Source organism: Bdellovibrio sp. HCB274 (assembly GCF_047306075.1).
GTDB lineage: Bacteria > Bdellovibrionota > Bdellovibrionia > Bdellovibrionales > Bdellovibrionaceae > Bdellovibrio.
Genome location: NZ_CP178623.1, coordinates 1,631,389 through 1,645,614, shown reverse-complemented (window position 1 = coordinate 1,645,614; position 14,226 = coordinate 1,631,389). Strand labels below are relative to the sequence as shown.

Below are 14,226 nucleotides of genomic sequence, written 5' to 3'. Positions count from 1 at the left end.
CGATCAGGTCTTTTTCTTTACAGATTTATGAATTTTAAAATAAATCATTCGCTTCATAACAGAGTCGCGGCGTAAAACCATTTTTTCAACACCGTCCGCAAGCATGGTTTGAGTGACCCATTTGCCACTTCTATATTCAGCCGCGTACAACACCAAAGGTTGTGTTTCATAGTCAGAGGCTTTTTTCTTTTTATCTATTTCAACGTAGTACTTAACGATCTTAACCACGCGGGCACGCACGATTGTCTGCCCCCCGCCCACAGTTGGTAAAGTTCTTAAAAAATTATCCAGACTGGTGATGGGATTACCATTAAATGGCTGAGTCATTTTAAATAACTTCTCGACCCCTCCGGTAATGTTCTGCAAATTGTCGCCAGCCTGCGGACTGACTGTGCCCAGATAAAAAGGACTTCTCGGCGGAGTAAGAATATCTACATCGCCATCCTTCAGCGGACGAATGCGGCTTGGAGTATCAAAGAACAAAACGTTTCCATCGCGCCAGAATCCAGCGCGACCACCGTTTGCTTCATTGGAAATCCATTTGCGGCTTTTGCTCGGGCTAAAAGTTAATGAGGCTGGTTTGTTTGGATCACCTGGATCAGCACCCACGTCATAAGCCCACACTGGGTCATAGTTTAATAAAGGCCCCGCCCCGAAATCCTGAGTTACAACAAAAAACTCACTCTGCCCCGAACCAAGATTCAGTGTGAACTCGCGATCAGGACGAATCTTAAGAACGTTTTCAGTCAGATCTGGATAGAAATCATAAAAGTTATTACCGTTATCATCCAGAACCGTGATGTTGTTATAGGAAACTTCAAGTCCATTTAGATTTTTAAAAATAATACGCTCGGCCAGATTCTGATCGATAGAATCATCCAGCTTACGGGTGAGTTCCGTCTGCTGTTTTGCCATTTGTACTTGCACGGCAACCACAACAGAAATCACGACCGCGGATAATCCTATCCCGATCAATAACTCCGTAATAGTTAAGCCCTTTTGATTGCGAATCATCATTTTGCACTCACCACAAATGTGTAATCTCTGAATTTTTCAGATTTCCAGCTTTTATGTGTCATTCTTAAAGTTACCAGATACAACCCACGGTAAAGTTCGTAAGGCTGAATGATGTATCCATAGCTTCCCTGGCAGGTATCACAGTTACCACGCTCTGCTACACGTCCCACATCCCAAAGCATTGGCAAATTGTCTGGCGGAAGAAAATCATCAATTTTAGTCTGATCGTAATTGAAATTGACCTGATAATCCTGCACACCGGCTTTAATATTTTCGGCGATATCATTCACCTGACGATCTGTAGAACCTGCCATCAAGCTTGCTTGAGATGTCTTATATAAATTCGACATCCCACCGGCAAAAGTCAAACCGATGACCGAGATCAATCCCAAAGCAACCAGCGCTTCGATGATTGTTTGACCATGATTGTTTTGAATGTTTGTTTTTTTCATCATAGTCCTTGTCCTTCCCTAGCTTGCTCCACCACGTAATAGTGATAAATGCGGCGTTTACATGTCGGCACCGTTTGAGTTGCCCCAATCGGGATACCGCAGTCTGGATCCACCGCTGTCCATTTAAATGGATCCGCTTTCGCACGCAGACTGATTACATTACAATTCATACGATCGGCTGTTTCCTGAATCGAAGGCATAGGATGCCAGATCGGAGACGGCAGATTATCGCACTTGGTTTTATTGGCAGGATCTGAAAGCGGGAACAAAATACCACGGGCGCGAAGTTCCTGAGTCGCCTGCGGATAGTAAATACTTGTCCACGTGATCCCTGTACGAATCGCCTGTTCATTGATCTGCAAGGACTTACCGATGATAAAGGTTCCCACGATACGCAGTGGTTTTGTACGGCCACCTTCGATCACCAGATTGTCACACGTATAGAAGCCTGTTACGAAAGAGGCTCCAGCCTTAATCACACAGTCCTTGATGATAGAGCGAACCATGAACTTCTCATCATCTGCCGCCCAAGTTCTGTTTGCCGCAACTGGATCAGCTGTCACCGCACCATCTTCGCCAGCAAAGTTCCAGGACTTACGAGTCGATGAAGAGAAGCTTGAACCCCAGTTCGCAGCACCGAAAGACTGGGAGTTGATCATGTTATAGTACTCTTCACACTTCGCCGCCAAGTCAGCTGACGTGTCATCGTCCGTGCCCGATCCCGTTCCCGACGTTAAAGACAGAGCCGTTGGACGAGTTACGTTACCATTGCTTGCAATCAGGAAGTTCAGATATCCCGATAAGTGATCCGGATCCGCACTTGAACGAATCGGCACGCTATTATAGTATGTTCCATCGTATCCTCTGAAACGAACTGATAGGTTGTTAATTCGCTGACCGTCTTTATTCACCAAGTACTGACCATTGGTGATAGTCACCTGTACATCCAAACGATCTTTATATTCCTTACCTGTCCAACTATATGCTGGATCCAGGTCCACTTTAATAATCGGTGGATGATCTTTTAAATCTTCGTAGGCATCCAGCTGCCCTTGGTATTTAGTGACATTGGCTTGAGCAGTGTCTTTAGCCTTGGTCGTCGCTGGCATGTCTTTAGTTTCAAGATTATTAATTTGTTTATTCAAATCACTCAGCTTATCTGAAAGTGATGTGACCAATTTTTCCAGGCGCTCGATTTCTGCCGGATCCTGATAAGTCCCTGGAGGAACAGGCGTCGGAGATGGACTTGGCGATGGACTTACCGTCATGACTGGTGTCGGCTCTGGTGATGATTCCGGTGTCGTCTCAGGAGTTGGGCCCGGTGTCGCTTCTGGATCTGGAGATTCAGTTGGTGATGGAGAAACGGTCGGCGAAACCGATGGCGACGGTGATGGTGATGGTGTCGGAACCGGCTCAACGGGTTTGTTTTTTTCTACTAACAAGTTGTCTTTTGCGGTTTTTAGCTCAGATTCCGTCGTAGATCTTTGAGTTTTCAAAGTGCTTAAAGATGAACTTTGGCTATCACTTGTGTCCTGGGCATTCTTTAAATCTAGTTTTGCCTGATCCAAAGAATTCTTAATAGAAGTCAAACGTGCCGGATTTAATACCGGAGGTTTTACTTCGACATAACCGTCTTTCACCAAATCCATACTGAATTTTCGTTCGTCAGCACCGGATCCATAGAGAATTTCCACTTTGGCAACCGCACCTGACCATCTGTCTTTGTTATCAATAGTCCATTTGCCCGTTGACCAATCGCCTGTGAGTGTCGGGTTGGTCGGAAGTTGATTTTTCTGTGCGTAAAAGGTGTTGTAGTTGGTAAGTACCAGACGGTAGTTCGTATAGTAACCTTCGCCCTCTTTAGTGGGATCCGTCGATTCTTTTTTGGTTGCCTTTAGGTCAGAGGCTTCCATGTACTCAAGTTTTGAACTCTTTTGATTCAGATCAGAACAGATTTTATTCCAGTCATATTCTTCACCATTAGAACCTGATGAGCGACCCGACATCACGTCAAGGCCCAAGTCACGCATACCATCGTTCTCGATACCTGACAGGAATCCACCGAACACGCGGGAGTCAGACCAGAAACGATCGGCACTGGCACCCTGAGTAGAAGGAGCGAAAGGACGATTATCCGGTCTTAGAATCCAGCCATTTCCCATGTACACGCGATCGGCAAAAGTAACACCCGCGTAGTTAGAGTTACCACCAGCACCAGTATCAAATGGCAAATGGATATTTCCGTTTACGAAGACAGGACTTTTAAATACCAGACCGGTACTGTTTTTTAATTCAGCCTTATTGTTGAATCTATGGAATACCACATCACCGATTTCAGATTGCGATGCATTCCAGTCCTTATCCATGCGCAGATTTCCTGGAAGGATAAGCGCGAAAGATCCCACCTCGCGTGGATAGATTGCCAGCTGAGCACGTACTTGTAATGGAGCGCGTCCCACCTGAATAACTTTATCCGATTTATCAACAAGGGAGACTTGTGCTTGAATGTAAACTTCACGTCCCGCCTTTGGCAGGTAACCCGCATTAGGCGGACGAGTAAGTACCACTTTAATCGACTTCACCGGAATAACGGCACCTGACACTTCATCCACAACGTTTTTTAAATTATTAACAACCGGGAAAAGTGGATGGTTCGCTGAAACCGGAAATACCAGGTTAAGTTCAATTTTATCAAGGCGCAGTTTTTCTAAATCTTTATCGTGCGGACCAATGTTGGTGCCCGACGTCGCCATCGCTTGCAAAGACTGAAGCTGTTCATCTGACATCACCAGGCGCTCAACGTTACCCGCGTGATTCCAATCACAGCTTGTCGTGTTCTGCATCAGCGTCACATTATCAAAACAGTATTTTTGACGAACACCGAAGACGACATAATCCAGGGCACTGTTCACCGCGAACTTTAGATTTACTACGTTTTTGGTTTTAACTACTTGTTTACGCTGGCCAATGACGTAAGAGGATAAAAAATAAAAACTAATGCTCATCACGACCATGGCCGTGAGTACTTGCATTATCGCGTTCCCTTTTTTATTACCAATTATTCTAGACATACCTGCGTTTCCCATATGAGTCCTTATCGGATGGGAAACGACGGTTGATTATAAAAAAAACGTAACAATCCCAAGATTCTTTGGGTAGTTAGGCTGTGATACTAATTTATGTTATATATTCGGGCAGTTTCCGACTCAAACCGAGACAAAAATTACTCCCCGATCCTCACAAAAGTGTGTCCACAGATGTGTCTGGAGTCCCCCACCGGAAGTTAGTTGGAACCCGCTAAATTGGTCTGAATGTAGGGTGCAAACCAAATATCGTATATATCCCCTTTCCTTGTTTTGCCTTTCGCATCGGTATACCAGAATTTTGCACGCTCCCGGATCTCAGCGTTCTTACCGCGGCTTTCAAAAAGCTTTGTGTAGTTCAATGAAATCTTATTTAATTTCAAACTTGCTTTGGTGATTTCAGATTTTTGAGAAACTCCATCACCATTTTTATCATTCCAAAGCACTAGGCGTTTGAAATCCTTGTCTTTCGCATCGATGAATCCATCTTTGTTGGTATCTAGCTTTTTCAAAGATTCAAATCCGTTTACGTCAGTGTTGTTGTCACCAAAGAGTTCGTCTTTCTTATCGATTTTGCCATTCTTGTCACGATCCATCGCCACGAAAAATCCCGGGCTGTGGGCATTCGGCCAATAGACTTTGCCACCTGGATTCAGAGGAAAATCAGTTACGTTTTCAAAGACCGGAAGTTTATCATCAAAGAAAACCATAAGAGGCGACCAGAAGCCCCCGCAGAAATTTGTCTCTCCTGGATAGCTGATAAATATTTCGGCGACGGATCTGTCTGGCGATACGTTGAAGCCTCCGATAGTTACGCTCACGGGCCCATCCTGCCCCATGAAGTCTCCACATTTATACGTAGGCATCATAGCAGACCAGCCATAGTTACCAAATACCGGCCCAGCGGTGCAATCCTGAGTTTCCTGTTCAAAGCTCATCGTGCCCAAAGCCACGTTTTCCTTGCTAACAGCAATATTCCCAGAGTCGTCCACCGAAACTGCTGTAGGAATTTTAGTTCTAAACTCCAGAATATTTCCGTAAATCGCAGCCGTACCACCAGCTGGAGTCATTTTAACTTTTGAAGAACTGATATTTGCAACATGGCCATTGCCGATTGTGCCAGACCCTTCCTCGGTGACAATGACTGCAGGAAACTCAGCACCCATGTTATAGACTGTTGAGCCGATCAAAATATTTATGTCAGCAGTAACCAATGAACTCTTGGCCAATGGGTTCGCAACAGCTCGAAGATTCGTCGGAAAGCAATTGTTAATTAGGCGTACTGTCATCGTAGCTTTGCCAGCCCGAGTGACCATACCAGATGCCGGAGCGCTGCTGACAGTTTCACCCGCATTGACCGAGTTCACAGACATTGGCACGTCTTTACTGACGGCCAAGACGTTCTCTTGATCCGCTTTGGCATTTACTCCAGCAAGAGCGAAGGCCCCTATTAAAATAACTGCTGTTTTCATAACTGCCCCCTAACGACCAAAATTACTTCTTTTTCGATTTGAATATTTTAAAATAAATCATGCGCTTCATAACCGAATCGCGACGTAGAATCATCTTCTCAACACCATCAGCCAACATGAACTTTCCTTCCCATTTACCATTGCGATACTCGCTGTAATACAAGTTGAGAGGTTGGGTTTCGTAGTCCTCGGGCTTTTTCTTCGTGTCAGGCTCGACAGAATACCTGATCAACTTCACGACACGGGCACGAACTATTGTTTGTCCACCACCGACCGAAGGCAGAGCTCTTAAAAAAACATCCAGACTGGTAATTGGATTACCGTTTGCAGGCTGAGTCAGCTTAAACAGATTCTCAGCTCCACCTGTCATCACTTGCAGATTATCTCCCGCTTGAACATTTATCGATCCTATAAAGAAAGGACTGCGCGGTGGAATCAACCTGTCCACAACGCCATTCGTAACCGGTCGAATCCGGTTGGGCGTATCAAAGAAAAGAATATTTCCATCACGCCAAAACCCTGGTCGTCCCCCACTTTTTTCATTGGAGATCCATCCACGATTCTTACTGGCATTAAAAGTTAAGGTGGCCGGCACATTGGGATCGGCTGGTTCAGGTCCCACGGTGTAGGCCCACACGGGGTCATAGTTCAACATCGCTCCCGAGGCGAAGTCTTGCGTCAGTACAAAAAATTCCTGATTGCCAGCACTTAAACTCAGGTTGAAATCCCGGTCCGCTCGCACCTTTAACATATTATCGGTAAGATCCGGATAGAAATCATAAAAGTTATTACCGTGGTCGTCTTTGACTACAATGTTATTATAAGAAGCTTCAATACCATTTAGGTTTTTAAAAATAATACGTTCTGCAAGATTCTGATCAATCGAATCCCCTAGCTGCCGCGTGAGTAGAGCTTGTTCTTTGGTCATGTGAACTTGAACGGCCACTACAACCATAATAACAAAGGCCGACAACCCTAGGCCGACCATCATTTCCAATAAAGTGACACCCTTCTGATTGCGAATCGTCATTTCGCACTCACTACAAATGTATAGTCACGGAATTTATCTGGTGCCCAGCTTTCGTGAGTCATTCTTAAGGTCACAAGATAAAGACCACGATAGACTTCGTAGGGTTGAATAATATACCCATAGGATCCTTTACAGGTATCACAACTTCCGCGCTCTGCCACACGCCCCACATCCCAAAGCATCGGCAATTTATCCACTGGCAGATAATCGTCGATTTTAGTTTGATCGTAGTTGAAGTTAACCTGATACTCCTGAACACCAGCTTTAATATTTTCTGCAATATCGGAAACCTGGCGATCCGTGGCCGAGGCCATTAAACTTGCTTTTGAGGTATTGCGTAAAGAAACCATTCCACCGGCAAATGTTAATCCGATGACTGAAATAAGTCCCAAAGCCACAAGTGCTTCAACGATAGTTTGACCATTGCGGTTTCCAAGCAAATGTATTTTCATCATAAGCCTTGTCCTTCTCGAGCCTGCTCAACTACGAAGTAGTGATAGATACGACGCTTACACGTAGGTACTGTTTGTGTCGCGCCACTTGGAATTCCACAATCCGGATCAACTGCAGTCCATTGAAACGGATTAGCTTTCGCCCGTAGACTGATCACATTGCACGACATTCTGTCCGCTGTTTCCTGAATAGATGGAATCGGATGCCAGATTGGGGAAGGCAGATTGTCGCACTTAGTACGATTGCCTTTATCTGAAAGTGGATAAAGCACGCCGCGCGCGCGTAGCTCCTGGGTTGCCTGTGGATAGTAAACGCTGCTCCAAGTAATTCCTGTACGAATTGCTTGCTCATCGATTTTCAAAGTTTTACCAATAATGAAAGTTCCGACTATGTTCAGCGGTTTTGTTCGACCACCCTGGATGGTTAAATTGTCACAGGTAAAGAATCCCGTTACAAAACTGGCCCCGGGCTGAATCACGCAATTTTTGATAATGGATCTAACCATAAACTTCTCATCATCCGTTGCCCAGACTCGGTCGATTGCAACGTTTTCCACGGTTTTGGTAGGGTCAGCCACGTGTTCACCAGCAAAGTTCCAAGAGTGTCGCGTCGTGGGTGAAAAGCTTGATCCCCAATTCGCGGCACCGAAAGACTGAGAGTTGATCATGTTATAATAGGCTTCACATTCTGCCGCGAGATCCGCCGAGCCATCCTTATCCCCGTCTTCAAGAATTGTTGGACGAGTAATAGATCCATTGCTCGCAATATCGAAATTCAAGTAACCCTGCAAGTGTGCTGGATCCGGGTTCGGTAGAATAGGATTGCTGTAGTAGTAAGTTCCATCGTAGGCTCTGAATCTAATAGTTACCCTTTCGATACGCTCACCCTCTGAATCAAGTATGTGTTGGCCATTTTTAATTGTGACTTGAAGATCAACCCGGTCTTTATAGGTTTTTCCTGTCCAGCTTTTGGCTGGATCCATGTCCACCTTAATTTCTGGTGGATTATTTTTTGCTTCCAGATAGCGGTCTAATTGGGCTTGCGCTTTGGCAAGATCAATCTCTGCCTTCTTCTTGTCTGAAGAATTGGCCTCGTTTTCCACTTTCTCTTTTTCTGCGATATCCTTTATTTTTTCATTCAACCTAACAGTTAATTCAGTGATTTTATCTTCAAGCTCTTTAATTTTATCTGGATCCTGATATGGAGAATCCGTCGCTGGTGTAGTAGTGGGCGATGGTGAAGGTGATGGAACTGCAGTTCCAGTTGGAGATGGAGAAACTGAAGGACTTGGTGAAGGAACCGCTGTTCCTGTCGGCGAAGGAGATGGAGCTGCCGTACCGGTTGGCGATGGGGACGGTGCAGCTGTACCAGTCGGCGACGGAGATGGGCCCGGGGTTCCAGTTGGAGATGGTGTAACGATCACCGTCGTATCTTTAGGTTTTTCTTTTTCTAGTTTTAGACTGTCTTGCGCCGCTTTTAGCTCTGCTTCAATTGCAGCCTTTTCGTTTCTTAATGTCACAAGCCCGGCACTAGGCTGTCCTGCTGCATCCACAATACTTTTCAACTTAGCTTCGGCAGCATCACGAGCTTTGGTTAGTAAGTCTTCGCGACCAGGTACTTCTGAAGGAAATTTAAGTGTGATTAGACCATCCTTAACTAAATCAACAGCAACGGATCTGGCCTCGGAATCACTACCTAAAATTATTTCCACAGTTGCCATTCCCCCTGTTTCTTTGCCCTTTTTATCGACTTCTATTACGGTGGAGCCCCAGTCACCTTTCGTCACATAGTTAGGCACAGGATTTTTTTGAGCACTGAAGTTATTGTAGTTGGTAAGAATCATTCGGTAATTTGAGTAGTAGCCATCCGTTTCAGGGGGATCCTTCTTCTCTGTGATATCGGCTTTCAGCTTCGATAGCTTCATGTACTCAAATTTAGTACTTTTCTGATTTAGCTCCGCACATTTTTTATTTAATTCAAATTCATTGCCAGTCGATCCATTTGATTGACCTGAAAGTACATCGAGCCCCAGGTCACGCATACCATCGTTTTCAATGCCTTTTAAAAAACCTCCGAAAACGCGCGAGTCTGACCAGTATCGGTCTGCCAAACCACCTTGCGATTTCGGCGTATACTGTGAATTGTCTGGATTCTGGATCCAGCCATTCCCCATATAAACACGGTCTGCGAACGTCACACCTGCATATGCAGACTTTCCACCGTTTCCAGCATCGAGCGGTAAAGTAATATTCCCGTTCACAAAAACGGGACTGGTAAATACTAAGCCGGGACTGCTGCCAAGATCTGTTTTACTGCCGAATTTATGAAAGTTTACGTCTGCACTGGTGGCCGAGGCATCCCACTCTTTATCTAAACGCAAATTGCCCGGAAGCACCAATGCAAAGGAACCAATTTCGCGTGGATAAATTGCAAGCTGCGACCGCGCTAATAGTGGTGCCTGACCAATCTGAATGATATTGCCTGAATTATCTAAAAGAGAAACTTGTGCTTGGACGAAAACTTCCCGACCTGCTTTCGGCAAATAACCTTCATTAGTTGGACGAGTTAACAGAACACGAATAGAAGAGACCGGAACAACTACGCCGGTCATTTCATTTACAACGGCCTTCAATGCATTAACCACGGGGAACAAAGGGTGATTTGAGGACACGGGAAACTTTAGAGACAAATCAATTTGATCCAGTCGCAGTGTATTCGGACCATCATTCGGTCCAATGCCAACCCCTGCCGTCAACATCGCCTGCAGCGATTGCAACTGCTCATCAGACATTACTAAACGCTCGACGTTGCCTGGATGTTTCCAATCGCAGCTTGTCGTATTCTGCATCAGGGTGCCGTTATCAAAACAATATTTTTGGCGGATACCGAAGACCACGTAATCAAGAGCGCTGTTCACGGCGAACTTTAAATTAACCACGTTCTTGGTTTTCACAACCTGCTTTCGCTGGCCGATGACGTACGAAGAAAGGAAATAAAAGCTGATGCTCATCACAACCATCGCTGCGAGCACTTGCAAAATCGCATTGCCTTTTTGATTTAGAATTTTCCTGCACATACCGGTAGCCCCTGTTATGTGAGTACTTATCGGTAAAGGCAGAGTGAAAATATATGGAGCAACCGTGATAAACCCAGAGATTTTAAATAATTAGGTTGTGATATCAACCAATGTTCGAGGCGTTTCCAAGAAGCGCCTCGCGGGTTTACTATGAACTGAGAGATATGCGGGCGGTTTCCTTTTAGGAATGCTGAGGATCCAAACAGGAAACACCCTGAATCTCAGTTTCGACCGTTGCTTCGATGATGCCAAAGCTCTTCATTCTTTTTTTAACTTCGTTTTTTACCGTCTGCATTTCAGACAAAGATGCTTCCTGTTTTAACACCACGTGCGCGGTGAAAACATGGTTCTCGCCATCAAGTGACCACAAGTGCGCGTGATGAACATCAACAACATTTGCAACTTTGCGAATATCCTCGACCACTGCTTCCACTGATGCGCCACTTGGTGAAGCCATCAAAAACACTTTCGCCGATTCGCGCAGATTTTTAAATACGTTAAACATAATCCACAAGGACAAGGCAATAGCCAGGCCCGCATCAATTTGTGGCAGGTCCCAGAACTTCATCACCAGAGCACCAATCAAAACCAAAACCCAACCCATCACATCTTCGATCATGTGCCACATCAACATGCGCTCATTCAGTGATGTTCCTTTGGATACGCGAAGTGCTGCAAGACCATTAATCGTCACGCCCAGAATCGCCAGCAACAACATGCCATTCGCATGAGGCTGCTGCGGATTAATCAATCTGGGCACGGCTTCAATCAGGATAAAAATCGAACCCGCAATTAAAATCACGCCTGTGATCACTGCACCCAAGACTGAAAAACGACGGTAGCCGTAGGAAAATTTCGCATCACTGGATTTGTGAGAAAGTTTCTCCATGATGATCGCAATCACCATGGCCATCGCATCACCAAAATCATGAAGAGCATCACTCATGATTGCGACGGAGTTCGTCAGATATCCTCCGACAAGCTCCACCAATGCAAACCCCAGGTTCAGCACAAAGGCGAAACGCATACGGCCGATGACGGCTCCGTGACTGTGATGGTGGTGATGCCCATGGCTGTGACTGTGATGATGATGGTGATTGTGTTCGTTACTCATGCGGTCCATTACAGCCCTTTATTGACGCGTTTTCAAGCTCATGATAGCCCTTTGCACATGATGACACGCGCTCAATACAAGAAATTTGCATTTGGACTTTTGGTTTACACGATTTTGGTCATCCTATGGGGTGCCTGGGTGCGAATTTCTCACTCGGGAGACGGCTGCGGCGACACTTGGCCATTGTGTCATGGCCAACTTATTCCTGAAGCTCAACGGGGCAAAACCTGGGTGGAGTATGGGCATCGCCTGATGTCAGGAATTTACGGGTTTATTGTTATTTATTTCTATTGGGCCGCTCGCAAAATTTATCCCGTAGGACATTTCGCACGCAAAGCCGCGCTTGCAACTTTGGTGTTTATGATCACTGAAGCTTTACTTGGAGCAAAACTTGTTTTGTTCGGCTTGGTTACCACCAACGACACCCCTTACCGTGCCTTTATCATGGCCCTGCATCAGGTGAATTCGTTTGTTTTAACAGGTGCTGTGGCATTGGCATTTGCAGCAGCCGTTTTAAGTGACACAACTCCGGCTCCGGCTGCTGGATACAAGCGCTTTAAACTATTGCCTTTGATAATTATGGTTCTTGGTATCACTGGGGCTTGGGCTTCTTTGTCCAATTCTCTTTTCCCGACTGACGATCTTTTCGCAGGATTGATGGCGGATCTTTCGACTGACTCCCACTTCCTGGTTCGCTTGCGCGGGCTGCATCCGGTATTGGCGGTTTTGGGTGCAGGAAGTTTGGCTTTATTCTTCTGGTTAAAATCACAATCAGCGACCAACGAACTGGTGCAAAAGAAATCTGCTCAAATGAGTGGCATTCTGGTCACGGGAATTTTATTTGGGTTCGGTACGCTGATTTTTCACGCCCCGACATGGATGAAGATCACCCACCTGTGCCTGGCCCATGTTATTTGGGTGACATTGCTTCAATGGGTGTTTTTCATGCGTAACGCAGGGAAAAACGCTTAAGTCGTTAGTTCGTTGGATTCAGTGAGACGGTGGAGAAAATCCACCTTGTCGTTGATATCATTTATCTCCAAAACCATCTGCTGCAGGTCGTAATCACGAACCATATACGAAGCAAAGGCTCCAACAACTTCTTCAGGCAAATTCAAATTACGCAGAAAAAGATCCCGCTGAGCAGGATCAGGAATATGCGTATGTATCCAGCGAATCAAAACCTTATGCAGGCCCTGCAGGCGCACCAAGTGTTGCGGGTCGACCAGGGTTTGCTCGGCAATAATATCTGCCTCACATACGATGTAAGGCGTCTTGTAATCGATTGTATGCTTTAAACGTAACTTGCCTTGTCCTTGCAAAAAGACCAGAAGAGTTCCGTTCACCCGCTCTTCGATGATTTGGGCATAACCGTAACCCGCAATTTCACGCACGAAAGGCACGGGCTGACCAAAAGGCACGGGACCCACTTTGGAGGGATCTTCGATAAAACCCATGGCAATGGGTTTATTGTGAGCCACGGCGTTTTTCACCATGGTCAAATAGCGGGGTTCAAAAATATTCAGGGGTTTGGTTGTATTTGGAAACAACGTCACGTTGACCAACGGAAACAAAAATACTTCCATGCAAGGGACCCCCACAGCTTGTTAATGTATTATAATGATTGTACTCTGGGATTGCTATGGAAAATGTCGATGCTAAAATGAGAAATGTGGTGTTTTTCGATGGTGTCTGCCATCTTTGTAATGGCTTTGTCGACGCTGTCATTACACGCGATCCCGAGCATCGTTTCTTATTTGCCCCACTTCAAGGCACTACCGCTGAAAAGCTTCTACCAGCACAAGATCGCGTTTCATTGGATACAGTCATTTACTACGAATCAGGTCGGATTTATCATCGCTCTGCCGCCGTAATTAAAATACTTTCGGGTTTGGGCGGAGTGTACAGTCTGTCTCGCGTTGGGTGGATCATCCCAGGATTGTTCCGAGACGCTCTTTATAAAATCGTTGCAAAAAATCGCTACGCCTGGTTTGGACATCGCGACTTCTGCCGCCTCCCCACTCCTCAGGAACGCGGTTATCTTTTACCTTGAAGTATCTCCACAAACGGACGATCCGCTGCCGACAGCTCTTCCGTTTTAATTTCATGAGCCGTCACCCATTTTAGCGCGTCATGTTCGGTCAAAGTAATATGGCTCTCGCTGGTTAGCGCCTCATAAACGCGCAATCGAATGGTTTTAGTGGGATAGTCAAAATCCAACTCGCCTACGAAATCTCCGACTGTAATCTGAATCCCCAATTCCTCATCAATCTCGCGGCGCAAAGCCTGCTCTGGTGACTCTGCGGGCTCCACTTTGCCTCCCGGAAACTCCCAAAAGCCGGCACCGCTTTGATCGGGGCCTCGACGCACCAGCAAAATGCGTTTTTCTGAGTCATCCTTTTTTCGAATGACCGCTGCCACAACCAAAACCGGCTTCTTAATATCTGCCACCAATGACTACCTCCGAGGTAGACTCAGCATAAATCAGAATTCGCCCTTCCTTAAACGAAAAATACTGCTATGATGAAT

At 45.7% G+C, this 14,226-nt stretch carries 12 protein-coding genes; 2 read left to right on the top strand and 10 right to left on the bottom strand.

The features are described from left to right. Nucleotides 1-3 precede the first annotated feature (3 nt). The 8 genes from ACLWNV_RS07995 to ACLWNV_RS07960 form a co-directional block, all read right to left on the bottom strand. Nucleotides 4-1,017, bottom strand: coding sequence for a hypothetical protein (locus ACLWNV_RS07995; protein WP_413587405.1), 1,014 nt, complete (start codon nt 1,015-1,017; stop codon nt 4-6). Then, nucleotides 1,014-1,472 (bottom strand): type IV pilus modification PilV family protein, encoded by a 459-nt coding sequence (locus ACLWNV_RS07990; RefSeq protein ID WP_413587404.1) that lies wholly within the window; start codon nt 1,470-1,472, stop codon nt 1,014-1,016. Before ACLWNV_RS07990 ends, ACLWNV_RS07995 begins: the two co-directional genes overlap by 4 nt. After that, the gene (locus ACLWNV_RS07985; RefSeq protein WP_413587403.1) at nt 1,469-4,501 is read right to left on the bottom strand and encodes a hypothetical protein; all 3,033 of its coding nucleotides are present in this window, start codon (nt 4,499-4,501) and stop codon (nt 1,469-1,471) included. Before ACLWNV_RS07985 ends, ACLWNV_RS07990 begins: the two co-directional genes overlap by 4 nt. Before the next feature lie 251 nt (nt 4,502-4,752). Then, the gene (locus tag ACLWNV_RS07980) at nt 4,753-6,024 is read right to left on the bottom strand and encodes an EF-hand domain-containing protein (protein WP_413587402.1); all 1,272 of its coding nucleotides are present in this window, start codon (nt 6,022-6,024) and stop codon (nt 4,753-4,755) included. A 22-nt stretch (nt 6,025-6,046) separates the two neighbouring features. Beyond that, nucleotides 6,047-7,054, bottom strand: coding sequence for a prepilin-type N-terminal cleavage/methylation domain-containing protein (locus tag ACLWNV_RS07975; protein WP_413587401.1), 1,008 nt, complete (start codon nt 7,052-7,054; stop codon nt 6,047-6,049). Beyond that, on the bottom strand, nt 7,051-7,509 hold the full coding sequence (locus ACLWNV_RS07970; protein ID WP_413587400.1) for a type IV pilus modification PilV family protein: 459 nt from the start codon (nt 7,507-7,509) through the stop codon (nt 7,051-7,053). Before ACLWNV_RS07970 ends, ACLWNV_RS07975 begins: the two co-directional genes overlap by 4 nt. Continuing rightward, the gene (locus ACLWNV_RS07965) at nt 7,506-10,583 is read right to left on the bottom strand and encodes a hypothetical protein (protein WP_413587399.1); all 3,078 of its coding nucleotides are present in this window, start codon (nt 10,581-10,583) and stop codon (nt 7,506-7,508) included. Before ACLWNV_RS07965 ends, ACLWNV_RS07970 begins: the two co-directional genes overlap by 4 nt. Before the next feature lie 181 nt (nt 10,584-10,764). Further along, on the bottom strand, nt 10,765-11,706 hold the full coding sequence (locus ACLWNV_RS07960) for a cation diffusion facilitator family transporter (RefSeq protein WP_413587398.1): 942 nt from the start codon (nt 11,704-11,706) through the stop codon (nt 10,765-10,767). A 48-nt stretch (nt 11,707-11,754) separates the two neighbouring features. On the opposite strand from ACLWNV_RS07960, the gene ACLWNV_RS07955 reads away from it, so the two are divergent. Beyond that, nucleotides 11,755-12,669, top strand: coding sequence for a COX15/CtaA family protein (locus ACLWNV_RS07955; protein WP_413587397.1), 915 nt, complete (start codon nt 11,755-11,757; stop codon nt 12,667-12,669). Here ACLWNV_RS07955 and ACLWNV_RS07950 read toward each other — a convergent pair. Next, on the bottom strand, nt 12,666-13,283 hold the full coding sequence (locus tag ACLWNV_RS07950; protein WP_413587396.1) for an LON peptidase substrate-binding domain-containing protein: 618 nt from the start codon (nt 13,281-13,283) through the stop codon (nt 12,666-12,668). The two genes, ACLWNV_RS07955 and ACLWNV_RS07950, sit on opposite strands and share 4 nt — an antisense overlap. Before the next feature lie 56 nt (nt 13,284-13,339). On the opposite strand from ACLWNV_RS07950, the gene ACLWNV_RS07945 reads away from it, so the two are divergent. Next, entirely contained in the window at nt 13,340-13,750 is a 411-nt protein-coding gene (locus ACLWNV_RS07945; protein WP_413587395.1) for a thiol-disulfide oxidoreductase DCC family protein, read from the top strand. Here the strand turns inward: ACLWNV_RS07945 and ACLWNV_RS07940 are convergent. Then, on the bottom strand, nt 13,735-14,148 hold the full coding sequence (locus ACLWNV_RS07940; protein ID WP_413587394.1) for a (deoxy)nucleoside triphosphate pyrophosphohydrolase: 414 nt from the start codon (nt 14,146-14,148) through the stop codon (nt 13,735-13,737). The two genes, ACLWNV_RS07945 and ACLWNV_RS07940, sit on opposite strands and share 16 nt — an antisense overlap. Nucleotides 14,149-14,226: the final 78 nt, after the last annotated feature.

Bases quoted from the DNA above. Each gene is read 5' to 3' on its own strand.
- ACLWNV_RS07995 (WP_413587405.1), bottom strand. From the start codon at position 1,017: ATGATGATTCGCAATCAAAAGGGCTTAACTATTACGGAGTTATTGATC.
- ACLWNV_RS07990 (WP_413587404.1), bottom strand. From the start codon at position 1,472: ATGATGAAAAAAACAAACATTCAAAACAATCATGGTCAAACAATCATC.
- ACLWNV_RS07985 (WP_413587403.1), bottom strand. From the start codon at position 4,501: ATGCAAGTACTCACGGCCATGGTCGTGATGAGCATTAGTTTTTATTTT.
- ACLWNV_RS07980 (WP_413587402.1), bottom strand. From the start codon at position 6,024: ATGAAAACAGCAGTTATTTTAATAGGGGCCTTCGCTCTTGCTGGAGTA.
- ACLWNV_RS07975 (WP_413587401.1), bottom strand. From the start codon at position 7,054: ATGACGATTCGCAATCAGAAGGGTGTCACTTTATTGGAAATGATGGTC.
- ACLWNV_RS07970 (WP_413587400.1), bottom strand. From the start codon at position 7,509: ATGATGAAAATACATTTGCTTGGAAACCGCAATGGTCAAACTATCGTT.
- ACLWNV_RS07965 (WP_413587399.1), bottom strand. From the start codon at position 10,583: ATGTGCAGGAAAATTCTAAATCAAAAAGGCAATGCGATTTTGCAAGTG.
- ACLWNV_RS07960 (WP_413587398.1), bottom strand. From the start codon at position 11,706: ATGGACCGCATGAGTAACGAACACAATCACCATCATCATCACAGTCAC.
- ACLWNV_RS07955 (WP_413587397.1), top strand. From the start codon at position 11,755: ATGATGACACGCGCTCAATACAAGAAATTTGCATTTGGACTTTTGGTT.
- ACLWNV_RS07950 (WP_413587396.1), bottom strand. From the start codon at position 13,283: ATGGAAGTATTTTTGTTTCCGTTGGTCAACGTGACGTTGTTTCCAAAT.
- ACLWNV_RS07945 (WP_413587395.1), top strand. From the start codon at position 13,340: ATGGAAAATGTCGATGCTAAAATGAGAAATGTGGTGTTTTTCGATGGT.